Origin of the sequence: Anatilimnocola aggregata (genome assembly GCF_007747655.1) — a bacterium.
Classification (GTDB): Bacteria; Planctomycetota; Planctomycetia; order Pirellulales; family Pirellulaceae; genus Anatilimnocola; species Anatilimnocola aggregata.
On record NZ_CP036274.1, the window covers coordinates 6,572,752 to 6,596,095 of the forward strand.

Genomic DNA, 23,344 nt, shown 5'->3' on the forward strand with positions numbered 1-23,344 from the left:
ACCATGTTCACACGTCGCCAAGTGTTGCAATCTTCGGCTGCCGGTTTCGGCTGGCTCGCCTTCTCGGCACTGCATGCTCAATGGACAGCAAAACGGTCTCACGGTGCGGAGCCGACGAAGTATCGGAGCCCGCTCGCACCAAAGCCGCAGCATTTTGCCGCCAAAGCAAAGCGAGTGATTTTCTTTTTCATGGCCGGTGGGCCGAGCCACCTCGACACCTTCGATTGGAAACCAGAACTCGCCAAGCGCGGGCCCGGCGGTCGCAGCCAACACTTGGCACCGGTGTTTGGCTTCCAACCCAGCGGCAAGTCTGGGCTGCCAATTGCCGACGTTTTCCCACATTTGGCTAAGCACGCCGATCATCTCTGTTTGCTCAATGGCGTTCACACAGCGGTGGCCGGTCATCAGCAGGCTACGGTCGCGGTACATACCGGCAACCCGAGTTTTGTACGCCCGTCGTTTGGTTCGTGGATCACTTACGGCCTCGGCAGCCAGGCCGACGATCTGCCGGGCTTCGTCACGCTCAATCCGCTGGGCGATCAAGGTGGTGCGCAAAACTACGGCTCTGCCTTTTTGCCGGCCGCCTTTCAAGGAACCCGACTGGGGACCGGCTCGCGCGGCGTGCCGAACATCGAGAATCGTCATCTGGCCGGCAACGACCAGCGCAAGCAGCTCGACTTTGTCGAGCAAGCGAATCGCCGCTTGCTCGAACAAGATCCTAACGACCCGGCACTGCAAGGGCTGATTGAGTCGTACGAACTGGCTTACAAAATGCAAACTTCGGTCCCTGCGACGCTCGACTTAGAGCGTGAATCAGCAGCAACGCATTCGCTGTATGGACTCGACGATGCAGCGACTTCCGCCTTTGGGACGCAATGCCTTACCGCGCGTCGCCTGGCCGAAAAAGGGGTGCGGTTCATTCAACTCACGAGTCAAGGTTGGGATCATCACAACAATCTGCGCGAATCGCTCGGCCGCAATGCAACTTCCATCGACAAGCCGATTGCCGGGCTAATTGCCGACCTGGCGCAGCGCGGCATGCTCGATGAAACCCTGCTTGTTTGGGGCGGCGAGTTTGGCCGCACCGCACGCGACGACAAGGGAGACGGCAACGGCCGCGGCCATGCCAACAAGGGCTACACCATGTGGATGTGCGGTGGCGGCGTGAAAGGTGGCCTGCGTTACGGCGCAACCGATGAACTGGGCGAAGTTGCCGTCGACGGACGAATGGGGACGCACGACCTGCATGCGACCATTCTTCACCTGCTCGGCCTCAATCACGAAGAGTTGACGTATCGCTATGCGGGGCGTGACTTCCGTCTGACCGATACCGCCGGTGAAGCGGCGAAGGGAATCGTGGCCTGAGATCCGGCCAGATAGTCGGCTCCCGGTCGTTCGCAGCGCTACGGCAGATGGGGGGTGTTGATAAATGAAGAGTTTATTCAACACGTTTGTGCGTGGCGCTCGCATTTGGCGCTAGGTAGCGTTGATTTAATGGGTGTAATGATCAACGAATAAGGGCCGTTGTGAATGGTGCAGGCCGACCGAAACGTCCGTTCACCGAATTCAGTTTGACAGCCAGTGACGATTGAACAGAAAATGTTCGTTCATTTTCCTTTCGACCTTCACTTTGCGACCACAGACTGGCCCTATGCCCACTGCCTTGGCGATTGCCGCGCATCCGGATGACATCGAATTTCTCATGGCAGGGACTCTCGCTCGGCTGCGGGCAGCGGGCTACGAGACGCACTATTGGAATCTGGCCAATGGCTGCTGCGGCACAACCCAGTACGACGTGCAGACCATCACTCGCCTGCGTCGGGAAGAAGGGATGGCCGCCGCTGCTGCGATGGGTGCCGTTTTTCACGATAGCATTTGCGACGATCTGAGCATTTTCTTCGACCAAGCTACGTTGGCGCGAGTCGCCGCAGTGATTCGCGAAGTCGCGCCGACCATCGTGCTCACACACGCGCCGGTCGATTATATGGAGGATCACACCAACACCTGCCGGCTCGCCGTCACGGCCGCCTTCACCCGCGGAATGCCGAACTTTGCGACCAATCCACCTCGCCCGCCAGTGGCGGGAAAGGTGACGGTCTATCACGCGCAGCCCTATTCGCATCGCGATCCGCTGGGAAATTTGGTGGAGCCGAAATTGATGGTCGATGTGACGAGCCTGATGGAGCAGAAGCGGCAATGGCTGGCATTGCACGTGAGCCAGAAGGCCTGGCTCGATGAAAGCCAAGGGCTCGATTCGTATCTCGATACGATGACTAATCTCGATGCTGAAGTGGGGCGCATGTCATGCGTGTTTGAGTATGCTGAAGGGTGGCGGCGGCACATGCACATGGGCTTTTGCGACCCCAGCGACGATCCGCTGCGCGAAGCCTTGGCCGAGCACGTGCTGGTCGCCGATTCACCGTCGCCTCAACCGCCCCAGGCAGAAGTGTAGTCTGCCGAAATATGACGCTCGCGACATTCGACGACATTTGCCACGACTTCGACCAAACGCTGCTCGCCTGCCGCGAGTTGTATGTCAGCTCGGCCCATTTGTGCCTGGAAGAGTGCCCGCACCTGGTGCCCGGCAAACCCGAGGCCTACGTCGAACTGCTCGACAATCTGCATCGCGGGCTGCTGTTAAAAATCTTCTCGGCAGTCGCGAGCAGCGATCGAATTTGCAGCGCAGCAGAACAGAAGTTGGCGGCCCGGCTCCTCTCACATGCGTGGGAAGAGGGGATGGATGAACACCGTGTGCGCGAGGTCTTACCGCACGTCATCACGCAGGCCAGCGGACTCAGTTGGTATAGCCTGGTGCGACCATTCGATGTAATGCCTCCACTGCAGCAGCGCGTGGGAGAACTCGAAACGATTGTCATGCGGATAGCCAATCTCACCGCCAAAGCAGATGGCGTGGTCTCGCCTGTTGAAGCAGGAATGTTGAAGTCGATTCAAGGTGAAATCGACCGGCACCTGAAATTAATTCCGCTCGATGACGAGTCCCCTTCGTCGCACAAATCGACCACCGCTCAGGCTCGGGCGCGCGACGTGGCTTTGCCCAACATGGGTAGTGATGGATCAGCGAAACAATCGCCCACCCTCGAAAAAGCAACTCTCACACCCCAAGAGCAGATTGCCGCTGCCTTGGCGGAGCTCGACGCGCTGATTGGCCTCACAGCAATCAAGCAAGAAGTGCGCACGCTGGTGAACGTGCTGCAATTGCAACGTCAGCGACAGGAACTGGGGCTGCCGCAAACGCCGCTCAGTTTGCACCTGGTGTTTCGGGGCAACCCAGGGACCGGCAAGACCACGGTCGCGCGAATCATCGGCCGCATTTACGCAGCGCTGGGCATGCTCGAAAAAGGGCATCTGGTCGAAGTGGACCGGAGCGCGCTGGTTGCTGAATTTGCGGGGCAAACGGGGCCGAAGACCCATCGCAAGATCGACGAGGCGATTGGCGGTCTGCTCTTCATCGACGAAGCTTACAGCCTGGTGGCTCCGGGTCGCGAAGATCCTTACGGCCACGAAGCAGTGCAAGCACTGTTGAAACGGATGGAAGACGATCGTCACCGGCTGGCTGTGATTCTCGCGGGCTACCCCGAACCGCTCGCTGGTCTGCTCACGAGTAATCCCGGCTTGTCATCGCGCTTCAATACGAATCTGACCTTCGACGATTACGGCCCCGGTGAGCTCGCCCAGATCTTTCGCAAATTATGCGAGCAGAATCAGTATCGCGTCGTCGGTGCAGCGCAGGCTCGTTTGCTTTTGGCCCTGGCCTGGTTGCATGAGGAGCGGGACGAGCATTTCGGCAATGGCCGCTTAGTGAGGAATGTGTTCGAGCAGTCGATTCGCAGGCTGGCCAATCGAGTTGCCAGTATCGCCCCCATGACCAAGGAACTCCTCACCACGTTTGAAGCAGCTGATATCGCGGTGCAGGAAGTGCCGGAGTCGGCGCTCACCATCGACGCCAGCAAGCCACCGCGGTTGCGAATTGCTTGCCCGCATTGCAGCGCGACAGTGAAGACCTTTGCCACGTGGCTCGGCCAGATCGTACGCTGCCCGAAGTGTGAGGGGCGGTTTGTCGCGGAGTGGGGCGAACCGGTGCGGGAATAGCCAGGCGTTCTGAGCAGGCGATTAGCCTTCTTTCCATTCCCAGCCCAGCGGAATATTCAGTTCGTGCTCGGCCAATTTGGCCCAAGGAGTGCCCGGGTGTTCGTCTTTCACCCGCTGCAGATACATGATCGCTTTCTCCGACATTTTCTGAATCACACTGCCAGTTTCAATCTTGATTCCCTGCTCCAGCAGCCATTCACGGCTACTCGGATTTTCGAAGTTCTTTCCTCGCTTGAGTGCTGCGAGCATCGCGTTGTAGCCGTCGAGACGCACTTTGGCAGCCAACGTGCGGCCCATGGCCAAGTCGAATTCGGCCTGCAAACGGAGGCTGGTGAGTTTATCGCGATCCCCTTCGCCATTGCTGAGAATGTTGAAGAGTTGATCGACTTCAGGGGAATGACGCGCGGCGAATTGTTGGGCCGTGTTGAGCTGCCGAGCCATCTGCGCTTCGTTCTTCTTTTCGAAGCGTTGCGAGGGAAAGGCATCGATGCTGATGGGGGCCAACTTGGCTGCATCGACGAGCGCTTGCCGGGCTCGGTTCTTGGCAAGCATCTGCTGAAAGTCAGCCTGCGAAACGTAGTCCGGCGCATACTTGCCGACTACCTTCGGATCGAAGCGAAGTTCACTTCCCGTCGGCCAAAATTTATGCCCGATTGCTGTACCGCGATATTGATAAATGCTGCCAACCGCAGGACGAATGGGAATGAACTCTCCGCCGCTAACCCGGCATAATCGCTCGAGCGCGAATGGACCAAAGCCCGAGTCGATCATGCTCAGGTCTTCGCGCGCGCCGTATTGATTCCCCCACATTTGAATGTTGACCCGTTCCGACATGATCGATTCGGGGCCATGCGTGGGATAGGTGTCGTCGTTGGGTCCCGCTGGCTTAGCACCGGCGGCAACATAGGGATTCGTCTGCCCCCACGGTGCCGGTGAGCCAATGACATAGACGGGGATCGCATTCTTCTTAAAGATGTCCGTGACGGTATCTACCTTATCGGCATCGTCCCCCGCTTCATCGGTGAAGACGACGAAGATGACTTCGCGACGATCTTTGGTGCGGAGCGGCAAGTACTTTTCGACTGCCTGTTGAATCGCGGTGAAGGTCATTTCTTTGCCGCCTTCGGCCAGCTTCACCTGGTCAAAAGCGTCCTTCGCTTTCTGCCAATCCGCGACCGGTGGATCGAGGGTGAATTCGACTTGCTCGTCAAACATGACGACGGCCGTCAGCAGGTTCTGGTCGCTGCCGATGGTCGCCTGGCGAATTTCGGGCACGTCGTACATGGCTTTCGCCGCGGCGGTGCCATCAGTGACGGTTTTGCTGGCGCTGGGTGTGCGGTCGATGACCCAAACGACGAGCGTCGGGCCGACTTCCAGAGAAGCGCGCACGGCGGCTGTAATTCGACGCAAGGCGACTTCTTCAGGCTTGCCCGTGACGAGCGCCGTTGCGCGACTGGCCTGAAACGAACGTTCCAGGTCGCTGGCATCGCTGGCGATTGGTTGGCGGCGTTTCAAACTCGGGTTGGCCTTGGCGCTATCGTATTTGCCGGAGGGTTTGAGAATCTTGCGATTCTTATAGTCCTTCGTCTTTTGCTGGCGCGTATCAAGCTTATTCATGCTCGCATCTTTGCAGCCTGAATGCAGACCAACGATGGCAAGCAGAAGCATCCACACAACCCAGTGGCGGTTAGCGGGCACGGCGTATCCCTCACGAGTGTTCTGGCAGACTTGCGGTGTCACGATAAGTCACTAACGAACCGCATTCTAGCAAGCCAGCGGGAAAATCTCACGCTCTTCGGCGAATCGCGGTCGTTACAAACGAGTTACCCCCAGATTTGACGTCCGGAGCTAGAATCGGCCGAAGAGAGTTCCAGTTCGAACCAGCGATGAAGGAGCCGGTTATGAAACGAATGTTGATGGCCGTAGTGCTGTTGGCTGTGATTGGCAGCTTGGTTGAGGCTGCGAAACCGTCCAGCCCCATCGATCAGATTCTTGCCAACCCTGCGGCTCGCGAGCAAGCCATTGCCAATCTGCGGGCAGAAGGGCCGGCCGGCCTTGCCAAGTTGGATGAGCTGCGCAAGTCCATTACTGACGAGATTGTAACGCACTCCGCTGCTAATCCGCAGCAGCCCGATGCCAGGCTGACCGCTCGCCTGGCAGCCGTCGAAACACTCATGGACGAAGTGGCAGCCCAGCGCTATGCCTGCAAAAGTCGCCTCTTCTGGTACACCGACTTGGAACAGGCTCAAGCGGCTGCCACGAAACAGAACAAGCCAATTCTTAGTTTGCGAATGCTCGGCAAACTGAACGAAGATTTCAGTTGTGCGAACAGCCGCTTCTTTCGGACGACTCTTTATGCAAACCGAGATGTTTCGGAACTGCTGCGCGAAAACTTCGTCCTGCATTGGAAGTCGGTTCGTCCCGTGCCGCGCGTGACGATCGATTTTGGTGATGGCCGCAAACTAGAACGAACGCTCACCGGCAATAGCATTCATTACGTGCTGACGAGCGATGGCCAAATTGTCGATGCTTTGCCGGGTTTGTACGGTCCAGCTGCATTCATGTCGCAGTTGAAGACATCGCTGCAACTGATCGAACAGCTGGCCGGAACCGACGAAGCCACTCGGAGCGAGCGCTTGGTGGCGTTTCATCAATTGCAACTCTCTGCGCTGGATCAACGCTGGGCCAGCGACTATCAAACGGCTACCCAGTTGCTGAATAGTGGCAGTTCGGCTGTTCACTTGGCCGCGCCATCGCCACTTCGGGCTGCCCAACCACTCAAGGCTACCGCCGCACCGCCGAATGCAGCCGCTGCTGCGCAGGTGACTCGTCCAAAGAAGATGGTCGAAATGCCGCTCGTGCGTGCGGCTATTCCAGGAGCCGAGATTCCCGCGAATGTTACCGACGATAAGCTGTGGCAGATTATCGCGTCGTTGCACGCAGCTGAATCCAAGCTCGATGAGGCGAGCATGGAGCTCATTCGAAGCCAGAATCCAATCGCCGCCCACGCAGTGCGGCTGGCGACCACGAAGGCCCGGATCGAAGATCCACTGGTGAAGCTGGTGCGAACTCTGGAAAACTCGATCGCGGTCGATACGGTTTGCAACGAGTATCAGTTCCATCGCCAGATTCACGAGTGGCTGGCCAATTCAGGTCGATCCGACGTGGAGCAGTTCAACGAACGGGTTTATGCCCAGCTGTTTTTGACTCCCAGCTCCGATCCTTGGCTAGGGTTGGCGCCGATCGATACCTACACGGCTCTGCCCAATGCAGGCGTGGCTGCGAATCGCTAGAGTCCACAACAGAGTAGAATGAGGGTGCATCGGTGCGATGCACCAAGGAATCAATGATGACTGCCCGCACGATTTTGACAGTCGAAGATGACGCCGCCATTCGCCGCGGCATCGTCGACTCGCTTCGCTATGTTGGCTTTCAAGTGCTGCAAGCGGGGCATGGCGATGTGGGGCGCGAAATGGCCGTGCAGCAGTCTTATGACTTGCTGCTGCTCGATCTGGTACTGCCGGGCTGCTCCGGGCTCGATATTTTGCGAGCAGTGCGATCTACGCGACCGACACAACCCGTCATCATTCTCACCGCGCGCGGCGAAGAACAAGATCGCGTAGAAGGTCTGCGTGCCGGTGCCGATGACTACGTTGTGAAACCATTCAGCGTGAAAGAACTGTTGGCCCGCGTCGATGCGGTGCTGCGTCGCTCGCCAGCTCGACCTAGCGATATCGAACAGATCCTATTGCCTTCGGGTTCGGCCGATCTGGCACGTCGGGAAGTTCGTTTTCAAGATGGCGAGCGGTGCGAACTTTCGGAGCGCGAAGTGGAACTGCTGCGGTACCTTGCCAGTCACCCGCAACGAGCAATCTCCCGCGACGAGTTGCTGGCTAACGTCTGGCGAATCAATCCTGATGGCTTGCCGACCCGCACCATCGACATGCATATCGTTCGCCTCCGCGAGAAACTGCGCGACGATCCTGCCCAGCCCCGCGTGCTGCTGACTGTACGTGGCAAGGGCTATATGTTCGCGACAACTGACCAGTAAGGTTCGAAGAAACATCCATGCGACGACCTTGGCATTACTGGGCGACGTTCCTGCTGGGACTTTCGATAGTCCTGCCGGCGATGCTCTGGCTCACCATCAAGGCGATGGAACTTGACCGGGCCAATGCGGTCGCGATCCGGCAAGCGGAACTAGAACAAGACATTGGCCGCGCGCTGTGGCGGATGGATGCGCTGCTGACACCATTACTCGCGCAAGAGGCAGCCCGGCCCGATTTCGTCTATCGCACCCAATATGCGACCCTCGCCGATGCGGAGTCTGCATCGAAGGCACCCGGCAAGCCGCCAACTCCGGTGCAAACTCTTTCGCCTCTCGTGGCTGAGCCTCCGCCATTTGTTCTACTTCATTTTGAAGTGTTGCCAGATGGCAGCGTCGTCTCGCCGCAAGCGCCAACAGCTAAGGATGCCAATTGGGCCCTCGATAATGGCGCGCGTCAGGAAACACTGGATGCTGCCGGTGAGCGGTTGCTCGAGTTGCAACAAGTATTAGCTGATATGCCGCTCGCCGATCAGTTGCCACAGGAGACGCTGCCGCTGGCGGGAATCGTGCTCGATATCAACAGCGGTACCAACTCGCTGGCGCAGAATAATGCGAATCCGCCGATCTTCAACAAGGCGTATACGCAGCCGCGCGCGAACTTTTACGGCAACAACTATCAGTCGCCGCAGTTTGCCGATAATCAGACTCCCAATGCCCCTGCTCCCCAACCCGTGGCACCCAACCCAGAGCCGCCTCCAGCGCAGCAAGGGCAACTTTCGCCCCAGCGCGGCACGCAATTTCCTCAGCAGCAGGCTGCTCGTCAGCAAAGTGACTTTAGCAACGAACCGCTGCTGCCTCCCACACAGGAAGAGACGCAGCAACTGGCGCAAGTCGACGGGCTGAACCAAGGCAATTTCCAGGCAACTCGCTCTTCGCGTTCGCAGCAGCAATCGCGAGCGGGGAACGACCTGGAGAATCGCGATGCCGCCCTGCAAGCATTTGCTCAGAAGGCCATCAGCGAACAACGACTGAATCAACGCGTGGTGATGGAGACTGCACCCGCAGTGGAAGGTGTTAGTCAACCATTGTGGCTCGGTGGGCGATTGCTGCTCGCGCGGCGGGTGCAAATCGGCAATCAAGTGCGCGTGCAAGGGTGCTGGCTCGATTGGCCAGCCTTGCAACGCCGCTTGAAGGAAGAAGTCGCCGACCTGTTGCCGAACGTCGACCTGACTCCGGTCACCAGCACCGAGCCGATCAAACTTAGTCGATTGTTGGCTAGTCTGCCGGTTCAACTTTCCGTGCCCATGCCCGCTGCTGAGCCCGCACCGTTTTCACCCATTCGTGTTTCGTTGTTGGTTGCCTGGAGTTGCTTGATTCTGGTATCGATCGCGGCTGCCATCACGCTGCAAAGCGTCGTTACGTTGAGCGAGCGCCGAGCCTCGTTCGTTTCGGCCGTTACTCACGAACTGCGCACGCCGTTGACGACGTTTCGCATGTATGCCGAAATGCTCGCGGGAGGCATGGTGCCCGAAGCTGAACAGCGGCAACGCTATCTCGAAACGTTGCGGGTCGAAGCAGATCGTCTCGCACACCTGGTCGACAACGTGCTGCAGTATGCCCGCCTGGAACGAACGAATCCCAGTCGCCGCCGTCAGCAGGTGGCCGTGCACGAACTGTTCGAACGAATGCAGGAGCGGCTAGCCGATCGCGCGAGTCAGGCAGAGATGCAGCTTGTCGTGCAAACCGAGTCGTGTCCCGATCAGACTTTGGTGACCGATCCCCAAGCTGTGGAGCAGATTCTGTTTAATCTGGTCGATAACGCCTGCAAGTATGCCGCACATGCCGACAAGAAAGAGATCAATCTCAGCGTCACTTGCCTGGCCGAGAAGTTGCTCATCTGCGTGCGCGATTTCGGCCCGGGAATTTCTTCCGCAGGTCGGAAGAAACTCTTTCGGCCGTTTTCGAAGTCCGTGCACGATGCAGCGCATTCCGCGCCGGGTGTTGGCCTTGGTCTCGCATTGTGCGAACGGCTGGCCCGCGACCTGGGCGGGCGTTTGCAATTCCAGCCCGCCGAACCGGGCTGCAACTTCTGCCTGTCATTGCCGTTGAAGTAAAGACCTTCGCTAGCCGCGTCGCGCCAGGAGTGACAGTTAGCTATTTCTTTCCCACGCAATAGAGCGTGGTCGTGCTGCGGATGAAGAGTTGGCCTTGCACGGGGGCGAGTGACGAGCGAAAGATTTCGTCCTTGCCGGCGGGAATTTCACTCTCGGCGACAATCTTCAACGCTTCACCCGGCTCAATGGCGTACGTCTTGCCTGCTTCGTTCAGGAAATAGGCGAGACCATTGGCGGCAATTGGCGACGCGCTGAATTTCCCTGCGATTCGCTCTTTCCAATAGACGTGGCCATCGACGGCGTCGTAGCAACTGGCGATGCCATCGAGGCTGCAAACGATCACGTATTTGCCGATGACAATCGGGCTGGGGCAGTCGCGGCCGCTCTTGCGCGGTGTATGCCAGGCCATGTGCGAATCGGTGACGTCCCCGTCGCCGCCCGGCTTCACGCAATAAAAATCGCCGGGCTGCCCATTCACCACGCACAACCAACCACCAGCAGGCGTAACCGTTGGTTCCCCACGACCAGCGAAGCCTTTGCAAAACCACAGTTCCTTCCCCGTGGCAGGATCATAACCTTGCACACCTTCGTGACCGTTCAAGACCATCTCGCGGCGACTACCACTGTTGATGATGATCGGCGTACTCCAACCACGATGTTCGCGGCGCTTGGTTTTCCAAATTTCGTCGCCAGTGTTCTTGTCGAGTGAAATGAGATAAGCGTTCACGTCGGCATCGCAATTCTGAATCACCATATTGTCGACGAGAATCGGACAGGCCGAAGTTCCCCAGGGCCCTTCGAACCGGCCGAGGTCTTTTGTCCACAGCAGCTTACCGTCGACAGTGTAGGCATGCATTCCACCGCGGCCAAAGAAGGCAATCACCACTTCGCCATCGGTCACGCAAGTCGACGATGCCCAACTGTTCATTGCGTGAATCGGCTCTGGCTCACCCGTCCAGGCCGACTGTTGCCAGAGGATTTTACCGTCAGTGCGCGAGACACAAAACACAACTCGTTCTTTGCCATTCTCCAGGGCAGCGGTCAGAAAGATCTTGTCGCCCCAGACCACGGGAGACGATTGACCTTTTCCCGGCAATGCGGTCTTCCAAGCAAGATCTCCTTCCGACCACTTCAGCGGCACGTCCTTATCGCTGGTGTGGCCGTTTTCATTCGGACCACGCCAACGAGGCCAATTGGGTTCGCTGCGGGCTGAACTTGTAAACGTGGCAACGAGGAGAAGTGCCCCAAGTACGCGAGCGAAAGAAGAAAGGAGGCTCATGGCGAACTCCGGCGCGGTGGGTGGTGGGCGGTGAGAGGCGAGCTTTTATTCGACGGCGAACTGCGCCAAGTGTAACGAGCAAATCGGCCTGTTGCCAGCTTTGGCGGCGTGATGAGGACTAGCGCCGGAGCGTTACGCGAAACGTAGAGCCTTGGCCAGGCACGCTCGTGACACCGACGGTGCCGCCGAAGGCCTGGGTCAGATTCTTAACGATTGAGAGTCCGAGACCCGTGCCACCCATTTCGCGCGAGCGAGCGCGATCGACGCGATAGAACCGTTCGAAGATCCGGCTCAACTCGCGCTCGGCGATGCCGATGCCACTGTCCTGCACTTCGAGCGTTACCGTTTCGCCATTGGCTTCGCAGCGGACCTGCACCTCGCCGCCAGCGGTCGTGTACTTAATCGCGTTATCGACCAGGTTGCTCAGGATCGTGCGCAGCCCCTCTTCGTCGCCGCGGGCGGTGATGGTCTCGTTGGGCAACTCGCCAACCAGGTCGATCTGCTTGGCTCCGGCGACATCTGCGAATTGTGCAAGGCATTCGTCGATCAATTCCGCCAGCGAGACATCGACAATGTTGAACGTCTGCTGTCCCGACTCAATGCGGGCGATCTGCAGCATGTCGAGAATCAACTCGTGCAATCGTTCTGCCTGCTCTTCAATTCGCAGCACAAAATTGAGATTGTGCTCGGGGTCGTTCACGGCGCCCATTCGCAGCGTTTCGGCATAAGCCTTGATCGCGGCGAGAGGAGTTTTTAATTCGTGCGAGACATTGGCAACGAATTCGCGCCGCAGATTCTCCAAGCGACGAATTTCGGAAACATCGTGCACCACGACCATCACGCCGGGGCAAGGTTCGCCGGGCAAACACGTGGCACGCAGCAACAGCACGCGCCGCTGCAGGCCCGGGGAATCGAACTCTCGCTCGACGGGGGCAAGCGTTTCAAGCACTTGCTCCACGGCCTCGTGCACGGCCCGAGCGCGGGTAACTTCGAGCAGCGGGCGACCATGCGGTTGCTGTGTAGTAAAGTCGAGCAAGCGACGACCGGCCTGATTTGCGAGCAGGATGGACTTATCCGGCCCAACTGCCAGAACTCCCTCGATCATGCTGGCGAGCACTGCCTGGAGGCGCTCGGTGTTTTGTTGGGCCTGGCCTTTACCCAAATCGAGGCGGCCCCGAATTCGCTGCAAAGCGCCGGAGATTTCGACCAGTTCGTCGCCGGGCTGAGCCGGGGGAAGGTTTTGCTCGTCGCCCCCCGAGAGTTGCCGCGCAAGCTGCGCTAGTTCGATAATCGGCCGCTGCACTTGCTTCCAACTAAACCAGGTTGCCAGGGCGCTGGCTGCCACGGCGATGAGAGCGGCAATCGCCAGCCCGCCGATGAGCGACCACGACCCAGGGTTGGCTGTTTGTTCTAGCGAACTGACCATTATCAGCGTGACGATGGCAAATCCGGCGCAGACTAAAGCCTGGAGCGCAAAGAGTCGCCAGAACCAGGTATTAAAGTGCATTCCGTCATCCGCTGGGTGAGCCCTTGAAAGTAAGGAGCTAGCGGTCGCAAGGGAAGTGCCCCGTTCGCAAAGATTCGGTGAAGAAACCGTCTCAGTCGCGATCCCTAGGCCGCACGACCGAGCGGCGCTATCCGAGCGCGGCGTTTCGAAAGCCAACCTTCGCCCAGAACAGTAAGGGCAATGCGATCCTCGAGATTGGGGCGGAAGACGGTGAGGAGCATCAGTGGCATGAACCACGCGATGAAAGTACCGCCACCGTAACCGTGCCAGAATTGCACCGCCAGCATCATGGCTGCCGAGCAACTGAGCAACGTGCCGAGGTTCTTCTGAGCCGGCCAGATCGCGAAGCTGGCACTCAAACAGATCGAGAGCGCAATACAAGGCAAGCGATAAATCGGATCCCAGCCAAAGGAACGTTCCCACACCCCACGCAATTGGGTTTCATCCATGTTCGGCAGAAACAGGCCGAACATCTGCCGGATCTTCGACCAGAACGAAATCATGTCTTCCGAAACGAACGCCAACGAGATTGCCGTCACCGCAATCGCCCCAATCAGCCCCAGCAGGAACCGCAGCACACCGCGCTGCCAATAAAAGCTGATCCAGAGCGGTAGCAAAAAGAGCGGATAATAGATCGTGCCGACCGCGAGTCCAATGAAGATGCCCGCTAAGGCCGGACGACGATAAAACACAATCGCCCACAGCATGAGCGCCGAGGGTAAGACGTGGTCGATATGACCGGTCATTTGCGCTGTGTAGGGCAACATCAAGTACAAAGCTGCAGCACCAATGCCCAGCTTTACGTTGTCGAAGTGCCAGAGGCCGACAATCACCAAGGCAATGACAACGGCCAGGTGAGAAACGATAGCCATCGTTCGTGCGGCGGGAGCGAAGGCCACGCGCGGATCATCTTGCGCGAGCTTGCCGAAGGGGAGCGTCGGAATCGACGGGAGCATATTTAGCACGTAATGCATGGGGCCAAAGCGGCGATAGTCTTCCACGGGTTTTTGCTCCGTGCTGGTATCGCGACCTTGGACAAAAGCAGCGGCCCCTTGCGAACCGTTCAAATCGTCGCTGCTGACTTCCGACGTGAGCACATTGGCCAGCAAAAAGAAGAGGAGCGCACAACCAATAAAGAGCAGGCCCCCGTTCGACAGATTCGGCTCGAGCAGCGGGCGGCGGACCATGGTCGGATCGCAGAGTAAACGTACGAGCAATAACAGCGACACGCCCAACAGCCACAAGTAGCCAAAGTGCATCACACTCCGGGCCTTCTCGGGCGATAGTTGAGGCATGTTTGCCAACATGCGGTCTGTTTGCGACTCAAACCGTGGGTCGGCAGCACCAGACTCCAGGGGACTTCTCGCCTCAGGTGGCGCTGTCTCGCTGGGATCGCTGGGGGGCTCAATTGCCGGCGGGGCATCTTCGCTGCCCGCCGTGGCTTGAATCATGTGGTAGGTATGCACCGCTTCCAATTCGCGAGCTTCTACTTCCAGCGGCACTTGGAAGTCGGGGGGGAGCGGCAGAAATTCGCCAGGTTCGCTGACAAAGTAGTTATCCGGATGAACCCACGCCGTTTTGAGTGTGGGCTTCGTGGTGCGTGAAGTGGGGACAACAGCCGGCCCTGCTTCTTGCAGCGGCGATTCTTTGCCTTCGTCCGGTTGCTTTGACTCCGGCTGATTGTCCGACTTCTCACCACTTGAAGCAGGAGCATCAACCTTCGGTGGATCATCCGTCTTTGTCGACGGCGCTAATGTTGGGCTAACGGGGAGTGCTGTTTCTGAAGCCACGGACGCAGTGCGCGGCAGGCGAGAAAGCTGCTCGCCGTAGTAAACCATCAGCAAGCCCGGCGCGAGGAGAATGATCAGGCAGAGATCCAGATTTCGCACGCTCCAAAAGCGATTGAATTTGAAGTACAAGCCAATGATCAACAGCGACGATAGGTAAGCCCACGTCGTTGGCTCGACTTTCTGGTATTGAAAAAGAATCTCGCTCATTCCCGCTGATCAAATTCCTGCTGATCTTCTTCCGCTGCGGCCCTGCAGCGCGAACGAAGCAACTGGTTGTCTCTCCAAGGTAAATGGCCAACCGCGAACCGATGCCGCCTGCATCAGCTGTTTGAGTTGGCAAATCGACGAGCCGTTCCACCAATTCTTATCAAACTGGCCCAGCAATCGAACCGGTTGACGGGAAACCGGTAGAGAGGGAAGTTGCCCTAGCGAAAACTTGCCTTACGGGAACAATCGCACCGCAAACGGGCGCATCTTCGCTAAAGTAATTGTCTAGCGTACGTATTTCGAGTTTCATTGCAAGGTCTAAAGGCCGGGAACCGGATTCTTTTGGGGGTGGTGAATCGGTCGCAAACTGCTGCTAACATTCGCCTTGCAACACGAACGCCGCCCGGCGGCAGTTCCCAGCCAAACCTTTTTTGGGGATCTCTTAAGTGGCTGACTCGGTTTTTGTCCGCTTGTGTGCACTGCTCGATGCCCGCCAGCTGCCTTACGAAGTGTTGCATCACGCACCCGTGTTCACCAGCGAAGAAGCAGCTGCCATTCGGGGCACTACGCTCGCCAGCGGGGCGAAAGCGCTCATCTGCAAAGTGGATGAACAGTTCGTTCTGATCGTCCTCCCGGCCGATCGCAAACTGGCGAGCAAACTTGCCAAAAAAGCACTCGGAGGGAAATCGCTCCGCTTTGCGACAAAGGAAGAAGTCCTGCAACTGACGGGACTCACGCCGGGGTCCATCCCACCCTTTGGTAGCCTGTTTCAACTTCCCACTTGGTGCGACGAACAGCTGGCTCAACAGCCGCAGCTCAACTTCAACGCCGGCGATCACGCGATCTCGCTGAAGCTGACTTACGAGACCTTCGTCCAAGCCGAACAGCCACGACTGGCCGCGCTGGCTGAATAAGATTTTTGCTGGCGATAACAGCCCCCGACTGCGCTGGTAGTTGTCTGTGTTGAACGATCTTGATTTGATGGCGCAGCTCGCAACCCACCAAAACAAGGGGTGTTCAATTAAGGGTTCCTTAGTTGAACAGCAGATAGCGTAACTCTCGGGTTTCCGAGCGATTGGTGTTCAACAATGAGGATGATTGTTGAACATGTACGTTAAAATTGGGCGGGGAGATTTCACGGCGAAAAGCTGAGTAGTGCCGAACCTGTTTCGCACGCCGGTAGTAGTTGCCTGAGATGCCTGCCCGGTTCAATTTCCAGCCGTCCATGACCAGGCTGGTCAATCAAAATAGTCCACGACCAATGCGCCTGGCTGATTGCATTGGTCAACGGATTTGCTAGCATTCTTGGCTAGTCTGCAAAGCAGTACGCTTTCTGGGTCCCAGTGAGTCTTTCGTGCGAGCAAATGGAACGCTCCAAACTTGGGAGCGAATTCTTTGAGCCAGTCCAGCAAAGGAGTGCGAACATGCTAGTGCTCAGTCGTAAAGTTGGCGAACGGTTATTGATTGGCGACGACATCTCGATCACCGTCGTCCGAATTCAAGGTGGCGGCGTCCGCATCGGCGTCGAAGCTCCTTCTCACCTCGCCGTCGTTCGTGAAGAGCTTAAAGAGAAGCTCGCGCAGCAACGCTTGGATGAGCAGTCGTCTGCGAGCGAATCTGGTTCGCTTTAGAAGTCTCTAGTCGCACGACTATTGCCCGCGTTGAAAATACTCCTGCGCCTTCGCAGCAAACTCTGCTTGGTGCGCAGCACTTTGAAACGCGCGAGCGGGAACAGCGTGAGCCGATGGCTGGGCTTGGACACAATTTCCCACACGGTAAAGGTTGTTTCGCGAAAATTCATCGAAATCTATTGATACGTCTCCGCCGATAGGTATAAAGGAGGCTGGATTTATCCGAATCTGTAATCGATTTTGCCCGGACGTGTAACAATCCTGGGTCGTTGATACATATTGGGATGCAGTCCTCACCCCCACGCAGGTCCTCCCCGCCCCCCGTAAAGGAATGTTTCCATGCTCGAAGTCACGTGCGGCAAAACAGGTCGTTATTGTGATGGCATCTCGCGTCGGAGTGCGCTCAAGCTGGGGTTTGCCGGTCTCGGGGGGCTGACGCTGGCGGGGCTCTATCGGGCCGAAGCTGCTGCGGGCATTACTAGCTCGAATAAGGCGGTAATCAACATTCACCTCGGTGGCGGACCTTCGCACCAGGACATGTTCGACCTGAAGCCGGAAGCAGCTAGGGAATTCCGTGGCGAGTTCAACCCGATCAAGACAAACGTTTCGGGCTTCGATATCTGCGAACATTTCCCCCGTCTGGCCGCCATGGCCGATAAGTTTGCCGTCATTCGCTCACTGATCGGCATGGTCGACGACCACAGCAATTTCCATACACAAACGGGCTACGGCCGCAAAGACCTACAAAACATCGGTGGCCGGCCTGGCATCGGCGCGGTTGTGAGCAAGTTGCTCGGCCCCGCGGGCAGCGGCGCTCCGGCGCACATTGCATACAACGATGCACCCGTCGGCTATCTGGGACCAGTCTACAAGGGGTATCGTCCTTCCGGCGGCGATCTGAAACTCGTCGGCAGCATGACCGCCGATCGGTTGGAATCTCGCACGAATCTACTGTCGTCCCTCGATAAACTACGCCGCGAAACCGATGGCTCGGGGCAGATGAAGGCGCTCGATTCGTTCACTCAGCGTGCGGTGGGCGTGGTGACTTCGGGCGATGTGGCCAATGCCCTCGACCTGGACAAGGAAGATAAGAAGGTTCGTGAACGTTACGGCAAGGACATGGATTCATTCCTGCGTGCTCGCCGTCTGGTCGAAGCCGGGGTGCGCGTCGTCACTTTCGATTGGGGTGGCTGGGACACGCACGCTAATAATTTCGACTCACTGCGCAAGCAACTCCCGCGGCTCGATCAAGGCATGAGCGCTTTAATCAACGACTTGCACGAGCGAGGCATGGAGAAAGACGTCACGATTGTTATGTGGGGCGAATTCGGCCGCACGCCGCGCGTAAATATGGGCGCTGGTCGCGATCACTGGTCGCGCGTCGCCATGGGCTTCCTCGCCGGCGGTGGCATGCGAACCGGTCAGTTCATCGGCTCGACCACCAAGAACGCCGAAGAAGCGAAGGATCGGCCGATTCACTTGCAAGAGGTCTTCTCGACCATCTATCACAACATGGGGATCGATGTCTCGCGCACGCAGATCATCGACCCCGCTGGTCGCCCGCAATACCTTACCGACAAGCGTGACCCGATTAAGGAATTGGTCTAATCAATCGGCAGGCAAGTTACGCAGCTTGCCCTTCCTTCACTTTCGGTGATTGCTGACGTTCGCCAGCCAAACGCTTTACTGCGATTTGGCCACTTTCGGTCAATTTTTATCAAGTAGTCGTCGTTCAAGCGTCGACTGCCCGATATACGACCTTCTCGACACACGTCGACCGCTGCGTAAGCAGCTTGTCGTCGGCCGCGAACTGCTAGCAAGGAAGCGAGGCAGCCGCATGATGCGTTTACGTTGCTATATTTCGATGTTGCTCGGACTGGCCCTCTTGGGCTGCAGCGCCGAGGATGGCAGCCAACATGCGCAGGCGCCTACCGCCCAATCTTCGTTGGCCCCGTCGCTCGCGCCATTGCAATCTCCATTGGAGGTGCCGGCCGACTACATCGCGCGTCGACCAGCTTCGTTAGCACCGGCTATTGTCCCTGCGGCCGATGACTTACCGCTGTGGCCGCCGGCACCGCCGGTTGCGCAACCCGCGATTACTCCAGCGCCCGCCACAACTTTTCAACCGTTTCAACCTGCACCTGCACCAACAAGCGCTCCGCCTCTGTTGCCGGAAACAGTTCCACAAAGCCCAGCGCCGCCGGTTGGCACACAACCGGGCGAAAACTTCATACAACCTCCGTTCAGCCCGGCGCCAAGTAATCCTGCCCATAGCGAAGCGCCACCAGCCACGACGATGCCGGCAGTGGTGCCACCAACAGCTAGTACACCAAGCGATTTCGGTCCTGCCCTCGGCGATCCCAATCCGCTCCGCGATCCCAAAGCGGACCTGCAAGAGCCTGCTGACACTACGCCGCCGGTGATTCCCGCTCCGGCCCCAGTCGCACCAGTTCCAACGCCTCCTTCGATCCAACCAACTGCTCCAGCGACCATTGGCAATCCGCTGCGAACTTATTCGTTGCCACTTGCTGGCGAGCGCCCTGTTCGGCAGTTTGATCAGATGCCAATGGCCCCCGTTGTTCCTACGGCCGAAGCGCCAGCCTTTGTGCCGCGCATACCGGCTGAGCCGGCACCGGGAGAATCCCGCCCACTGACGGTCCAATCGCGCGTGCCGGAACCGATGGGCTCAGGCGGCTTGCTGCCGCACGCGCCGGAGACTACTGCTCAGGAAACGATTGTGACCAGCCCCATGCCGGTCGTTCGCACTTACTCGAAGCTGCCGCGTGTCTCTTCGGCCTTGCCCAAGCCTGGTGCATCGCGTTCGGTGCAGCCCAATTCGCTCAGTTCATTACCCAAGTCGAATGCTTCTAATCTGAGCAGTGGATTGGTGGCGGGTTCGAATTCCTCGTCGCTGCCACGAGCGAACTTATCCCCCGCACTTCCGCAATACCCCGCGCCGAATATGACGCAGCAAAATCCCAGTGGCGGCTCGGCGTCACCGTCGGACTACAACCCGGCCGACTATGGCGAACGCTATGGCCAGCCGGTTACTCCGCCGTCACCGGTTCCTCCGGCAGCAACGCCGACAGGTGAAGTGACCGCAAACGATCCTCCGCGGTTTCTTTCGCCCGGAACCAAGTCAGACCCGCCGGTGGCTGCTCCACCGGCGTTTGCTTTCCCAGCCGATGGTGCTGGTCCCGCTACTCCCCCTACGGCGCCGCAAGCCTTAGCTACCGTTGAACCCGAAGCATCGCAAGTGCCGGCAGCCGTTGAAGCGACGCCCGTTGAACCCGCCGCGCCCGCGCCAGCTTTCGAATCGCCGATGTTTGAAGCGCCGGCGTTCGTGCAGCCATCTGCACCTGAATCTGCAGCTCCCAACGATGCCGCTCCGGTGTTGGAGGAAATTGCCGGTGCACAAGCGGCCACCGCGCCGCAGGAAGTCACTCTTCCGCCGGTGAAGACAGACGAGCCGTTCGACGTCGTGCGCGTGTTTTATGGTACAGACCGTCTGCCGATAATCGTCAATCAAGATGGCCTGGTGCAGCGTTTGATTCGCTTCACACCACCGGCAATTTTGATTCTGCTCAGCCTCATGGGAGTCGGAGTGGTCATGGCGGCTCGCCAGTTAACTTGGTTGATTGGTACTTCGCTGCTAATCGTGCTAAGCACTCTGGCCACTTGGTACAGCGTGCGCGAGACGATCGCCATTGCCGAACGGGCCTCGCTTGAAGAGCCCAAGTATTCGGCCGAAAAGAGCGAGCGTGGCCGCGTCGAACGTGGCATCTGCGAAGTGACGATTCCCAAAACGCACAAACCAGGTGAGCTCGAAGGCCCATCGATCCTTCGCCTCGAAGTTCGCGAAGACGTCAGCAAGCACATCGTGCTGCGCAAGACCGTTCGCTTGCAAGATCAGGCGTTCTACGAACAACTGAAGGCACAGGTTCATCAATCGCCCGAACGCGAGTTGCTAGTATTTGTGCACGGCTTCAATGTTACCTTCGAAGATGCCGCTCGCCGCACGGCGCAAATGGCGAAGGACCTGGAGCTGCGCGGCGCGCCCGTCTTCTTCAGCTGGCCTGCAGATAAGTACTTCCTGCTGACGTATGGCAAGGACGAAACGAACGTGGGCTGGGCGACGCCGCACCTCAAGCAGTTCCTGCTCGATATTGTTGCCCACACCGACGCCAAAGCGGTGAACCTTGTCGCACATAGCATGGGCAATCGCGCGCTGACAACCGCGTTGCGCGAGATCGACCTCGAACTGCGAGATCAGGCCCGGATGTTCAACCAGGTGGTGCTCGCCGCACCCGATATCGACGCCGACGACTTCCGCGACAATATTGCGCCGGCCATTCAGCGGACTGCCAAACAGGTCACGCTCTATGCCTCGGCCAACGATATCGCCCTCGGCGCGTCGCGATTCTTCCATCGCAATGCTCGCGCGGGTGATACCAGCCGCGGACTGGTACTCGTCGCCGGCATGCACACGATTGATGTCTCTGCCATCGACGGCGGCCCGTGGGGACACTCGTACTACGGGGCAAGCGATCCTGTCCTTCGCGATCTCCATTTGCTCTTCGGCTCACTACCGCCCGAACGTCGCACCTGGCTGAAATCCAACGAACTCGACGGCCAGACTTATTGGGCGTTCCGACCTACCGATACTGCGAAGGCGCCGGCGATAATCACGCCGCGATAGGTAACTTGACAACTGTTTGGCTTTGAACTGAACGAACAGCGCGGCCGCTAGAAGGGCTTCATCAAAACGCTGCTTCCAGTATTGCCAGCAGGTCTTGCTCGCTGGCGACCCGAGGATTCACATCGCGTAGACGTTTGATGGCATAGGCCTTACTTGCGAATGTTGGCAGTTGCTCGCGCGTGCCACCAAGCTCGCGAATTCTCGCGGGGATGCCAATTCGAGCTCGTAGTCGTTCCACGGCAAAGATTGCGCGTTCGGCTGCTTCAGGCTCCGTCGTGCCGCGGGTGTCTTCGCCCAGGAGTCGGGCGATGCGTGCGAACTGAGACGTCCGCTCCGGCAAGTTGAACCGCATCACATAAGGGAGCAGGAGACCATTTCCGGCTCCGTGAGAACAATGGAGCACCGCACCAAGCGGGTACTCCAACGCATGGACAAGTGCCACGGCACAATTCGAAAAAGCCAGCCCGGCCAGAGTAGAGGCTAACGCCATCCCTTCGCGGGCCGCGCGGTTCGAGCCATCGGCAACTGCCGTGGCTAAGTGTAGACCAACAAGTTCGATGGCTTTCTCCGCCAAACATCCCCCCAACGGATGCGCACCGCAGTAGGCCACATCGTCTTCGGGCGGAATCGGCAGGAGCGAGTAGTCAATCGCCGTCAAGGCTTCGATTGCATGCGTCAAGGCATCGATGCCGCTATCGGCAGTCACCTTCGGCGGGCAGGTGTAAGTGAGCTCTGGATCAACCACCGCCAAGGTGGGCCGCAAGTGGTTACTAAGCGTGCTGACTTTGATATGGTTTTCGGTATCGGTGAGTACTGCAGCGTGCGAGACTTCGCTTCCCGTGCCAGCCGTCGTCGGCACACCGATGATTGGCAGCACTGGTCCAGGAACGTTGTTAAAGCTGAAATAGCGACTCGGGGGGCCGCCGTGCGTCACTATCACAGCGGCAATCTTCGCCAAATCCATATTGCTGCCGCCACCGAGGCCGACGATTGCATCCGGCGAAAATGCCTTGGCTTGCTCGGCCAATTGCACTGCCAGCGCCACGCTCGGCTCCGCTGCCCCCTGATCGAACACTTGCACATTCAAATCGGCCTCGCGCAGTAGTTGATCAACTCGGGGGGCAATGCCCGCTTTAACTAGGTGCTGATCGGTCACAACGAGAACTCGCTGCCAATTTCGCTCTAAGCACCGCTGGCCGAGCTGGTTGACGGCGCCATTGCCAAAGATGAGTTGTCCCGCTGAGTGAAAAGTCCAGGTGTTGCGCATGGTTGGAATTAGTTGGTTAAGTGAAGACGGTTCGCTTGGCCGAGTTGCAATTGTAACAAAGCTAACGCAGCTCTTCGGGAATAAGTGGGCGAGCGAGTTGCGAATGAAGGGGCGAATCGGTTGTCTGCACTTTTGAATTTGATGGCAAGGGTCGTGGCGATGAAACCCGAATGGAATCGCTTCAAGCCGAGCAAGATCGCCATCGATATGACGCCAATGATCGATATTGTCTTCCAGCTGCTGACTTTTTTCTGCATGACGCTGCGAGTCAGCGCGGCTGAGGGGGACTTTCAAATTCGCATGCCGCACGTTGGTCTGGGACCAGGCGGAGATGAGCGATTGCCGCCCATTGTGCTGCGATTGCAATCGAACGAAGCCGGTGAATGTACGCGTGTGCAGTTGGCTGACGTGGAGTTCACCGGCCCCGATCGCTGGGACCGAATGCACCAGCGTCTGGCGGCTATGGTGGGAGACGGTTCGCTGCGCAACTTGGCCGAAGTCGAATTGCAGTGCGACGCGAACTTGAAGTACGAACACACGGTTGCCGCGATCACCGCAGTTTCCGGGCGCATCGATCGGGCAAGTGGAGCAACGATCAAGCTGATCGAGAAAATCAAGTTTGCGCCGCCGCGGTCTTGAGGGTTGCGATGAAAGACGCGGGCTGTGTTATGCTGCGTCCAATCGCAGCCAAT

General features: G+C 58.2%; 16 protein-coding genes. 11 read left to right on the forward strand and 5 right to left on the reverse strand.

Annotated elements, in window-relative coordinates; all coding sequences use genetic code 11:
- The first annotated feature begins 3 nt into the window (after positions 1-3).
- The 3 genes from ETAA8_RS24695 (at position 4) to ETAA8_RS24705 (ending at position 4,110) form a co-directional block, all read left to right on the forward strand.
- The gene (locus ETAA8_RS24695) at positions 4-1,365 is read left to right on the forward strand and encodes a DUF1501 domain-containing protein (protein ID WP_145094846.1); all 1,362 of its coding nucleotides are present in this window, start codon (positions 4-6) and stop codon (positions 1,363-1,365) included.
- A gap of 286 nt (positions 1,366-1,651) precedes the next feature.
- Positions 1,652-2,452 (forward strand): PIG-L deacetylase family protein, encoded by an 801-nt coding sequence (locus ETAA8_RS24700; protein ID WP_145094849.1) that lies wholly within the window; start codon positions 1,652-1,654, stop codon positions 2,450-2,452.
- A gap of 11 nt (positions 2,453-2,463) precedes the next feature.
- On the forward strand, positions 2,464-4,110 hold the full coding sequence (locus ETAA8_RS24705; RefSeq protein ID WP_145094852.1) for an AAA family ATPase: 1,647 nt from the start codon (positions 2,464-2,466) through the stop codon (positions 4,108-4,110).
- 21 nt (positions 4,111-4,131) lie between these two features.
- On the opposite strand, the gene ETAA8_RS24710 is transcribed toward ETAA8_RS24705, so the two are convergent.
- Entirely contained in the window at positions 4,132-5,727 is a 1,596-nt protein-coding gene (locus ETAA8_RS24710; protein ID WP_202921252.1) for a vWA domain-containing protein, read from the reverse strand.
- 284 nt (positions 5,728-6,011) lie between these two features.
- On the opposite strand from ETAA8_RS24710, the gene ETAA8_RS24715 reads away from it, so the two are divergent.
- Genes ETAA8_RS24715 through ETAA8_RS24725 form a run of 3 tightly spaced genes read left to right on the forward strand, consistent with a single transcriptional unit; the run spans position 6,012 to position 10,272 of the window.
- Positions 6,012-7,403: a thioredoxin domain-containing protein gene (locus tag ETAA8_RS24715; RefSeq protein WP_145094858.1), complete on the forward strand. Its 1,392-nt coding sequence runs from the start codon at positions 6,012-6,014 to the stop codon at positions 7,401-7,403.
- A 56-nt stretch (positions 7,404-7,459) separates the two neighbouring features.
- Positions 7,460-8,161 carry a response regulator transcription factor gene (locus tag ETAA8_RS24720; RefSeq protein WP_145094861.1) on the forward strand — a complete coding sequence of 234 codons (702 nt, stop codon included), beginning with the start codon at positions 7,460-7,462 and terminating at the stop codon, positions 8,159-8,161.
- A gap of 17 nt (positions 8,162-8,178) precedes the next feature.
- Complete coding sequence (locus ETAA8_RS24725; RefSeq protein ID WP_145094864.1) at positions 8,179-10,272, forward strand: sensor histidine kinase; 2,094 nt, start codon at positions 8,179-8,181, stop codon at positions 10,270-10,272.
- A gap of 40 nt (positions 10,273-10,312) precedes the next feature.
- Here ETAA8_RS24725 and ETAA8_RS24730 read toward each other — a convergent pair whose 3' ends face one another.
- The 3 genes from ETAA8_RS24730 to ETAA8_RS24740 all read right to left on the reverse strand — a co-directional run bounded on the left by ETAA8_RS24730 (position 10,313) and on the right by ETAA8_RS24740 (position 15,055).
- A complete protein-coding gene (locus ETAA8_RS24730; protein WP_145094867.1) occupies positions 10,313-11,551 on the reverse strand; it encodes an outer membrane protein assembly factor BamB family protein in 1,239 nt (412 codons plus the stop codon).
- Between the two features lie 118 nt (positions 11,552-11,669).
- Complete coding sequence (locus ETAA8_RS24735; RefSeq protein WP_145094870.1) at positions 11,670-13,058, reverse strand: sensor histidine kinase; 1,389 nt, start codon at positions 13,056-13,058, stop codon at positions 11,670-11,672.
- Between the two features lie 104 nt (positions 13,059-13,162).
- Positions 13,163-15,055, reverse strand: coding sequence for a glycosyltransferase family 87 protein (locus ETAA8_RS24740; protein WP_145094873.1), 1,893 nt, complete (start codon positions 15,053-15,055; stop codon positions 13,163-13,165).
- Positions 15,056-15,501: 446 nt separating this feature from the next.
- On the opposite strand from ETAA8_RS24740, the gene ETAA8_RS24745 reads away from it, so the two are divergent.
- The 4 genes from ETAA8_RS24745 (at position 15,502) to ETAA8_RS24760 (ending at position 21,385) form a co-directional block, all read left to right on the forward strand.
- Positions 15,502-15,969 carry a YbaK/EbsC family protein gene (locus ETAA8_RS24745; protein WP_145094876.1) on the forward strand — a complete coding sequence of 156 codons (468 nt, stop codon included), beginning with the start codon at positions 15,502-15,504 and terminating at the stop codon, positions 15,967-15,969.
- Positions 15,970-16,479: 510 nt separating this feature from the next.
- On the forward strand, positions 16,480-16,686 hold the full coding sequence (csrA, locus tag ETAA8_RS24750) for a carbon storage regulator CsrA (protein ID WP_145094879.1): 207 nt from the start codon (positions 16,480-16,482) through the stop codon (positions 16,684-16,686).
- Positions 16,687-17,025: 339 nt separating this feature from the next.
- Positions 17,026-18,294, forward strand: a complete 1,269-nt coding sequence (locus ETAA8_RS24755; protein WP_145094882.1) for a DUF1501 domain-containing protein — start codon at positions 17,026-17,028, stop codon at positions 18,292-18,294.
- A 229-nt stretch (positions 18,295-18,523) separates the two neighbouring features.
- Complete coding sequence (locus ETAA8_RS24760; RefSeq protein WP_145094885.1) at positions 18,524-21,385, forward strand: alpha/beta hydrolase; 2,862 nt, start codon at positions 18,524-18,526, stop codon at positions 21,383-21,385.
- 61 nt (positions 21,386-21,446) lie between these two features.
- Here the strand turns inward: ETAA8_RS24760 and ETAA8_RS24765 are convergent, their stop codons facing one another.
- Positions 21,447-22,652, reverse strand: a complete 1,206-nt coding sequence (locus tag ETAA8_RS24765) for an iron-containing alcohol dehydrogenase (RefSeq protein WP_145094888.1) — start codon at positions 22,650-22,652, stop codon at positions 21,447-21,449.
- A gap of 159 nt (positions 22,653-22,811) precedes the next feature.
- On the opposite strand from ETAA8_RS24765, the gene ETAA8_RS24770 reads away from it, so the two are divergent.
- Positions 22,812-23,291 (forward strand): ExbD/TolR family protein, encoded by a 480-nt coding sequence (locus ETAA8_RS24770; RefSeq protein ID WP_202921253.1) that lies wholly within the window; start codon positions 22,812-22,814, stop codon positions 23,289-23,291.
- Positions 23,292-23,344 lie beyond the last annotated feature (53 nt).

What these genes read in the sequence shown, in the direction of transcription:
- ETAA8_RS24695 (WP_145094846.1), top strand. Translation starts at nt 4, where the DNA reads ATGTTCACACGTCGCCAAGTGTTGCAATCTTCGGCTGCCGGTTTCGGC.
- ETAA8_RS24700 (WP_145094849.1), top strand. Translation starts at nt 1,652, where the DNA reads ATGCCCACTGCCTTGGCGATTGCCGCGCATCCGGATGACATCGAATTT.
- ETAA8_RS24705 (WP_145094852.1), top strand. Translation starts at nt 2,464, where the DNA reads ATGACGCTCGCGACATTCGACGACATTTGCCACGACTTCGACCAAACG.
- ETAA8_RS24710 (WP_202921252.1), bottom strand. Translation starts at nt 5,727, where the DNA reads ATGAATAAGCTTGATACGCGCCAGCAAAAGACGAAGGACTATAAGAAT.
- ETAA8_RS24715 (WP_145094858.1), top strand. Translation starts at nt 6,012, where the DNA reads ATGAAACGAATGTTGATGGCCGTAGTGCTGTTGGCTGTGATTGGCAGC.
- ETAA8_RS24720 (WP_145094861.1), top strand. Translation starts at nt 7,460, where the DNA reads ATGACTGCCCGCACGATTTTGACAGTCGAAGATGACGCCGCCATTCGC.
- ETAA8_RS24725 (WP_145094864.1), top strand. Translation starts at nt 8,179, where the DNA reads ATGCGACGACCTTGGCATTACTGGGCGACGTTCCTGCTGGGACTTTCG.
- ETAA8_RS24730 (WP_145094867.1), bottom strand. Translation starts at nt 11,551, where the DNA reads ATGAGCCTCCTTTCTTCTTTCGCTCGCGTACTTGGGGCACTTCTCCTC.
- ETAA8_RS24735 (WP_145094870.1), bottom strand. Translation starts at nt 13,058, where the DNA reads ATGCACTTTAATACCTGGTTCTGGCGACTCTTTGCGCTCCAGGCTTTA.
- ETAA8_RS24740 (WP_145094873.1), bottom strand. Translation starts at nt 15,055, where the DNA reads ATGAGCGAGATTCTTTTTCAATACCAGAAAGTCGAGCCAACGACGTGG.
- csrA (WP_145094879.1), top strand. Translation starts at nt 16,480, where the DNA reads ATGCTAGTGCTCAGTCGTAAAGTTGGCGAACGGTTATTGATTGGCGAC.
- ETAA8_RS24755 (WP_145094882.1), top strand. Translation starts at nt 17,026, where the DNA reads ATGCTCGAAGTCACGTGCGGCAAAACAGGTCGTTATTGTGATGGCATC.
- ETAA8_RS24760 (WP_145094885.1), top strand. Translation starts at nt 18,524, where the DNA reads ATGATGCGTTTACGTTGCTATATTTCGATGTTGCTCGGACTGGCCCTC.
- ETAA8_RS24765 (WP_145094888.1), bottom strand. Translation starts at nt 22,652, where the DNA reads ATGCGCAACACCTGGACTTTTCACTCAGCGGGACAACTCATCTTTGGC.
- ETAA8_RS24770 (WP_202921253.1), top strand. Translation starts at nt 22,812, where the DNA reads ATGAAACCCGAATGGAATCGCTTCAAGCCGAGCAAGATCGCCATCGAT.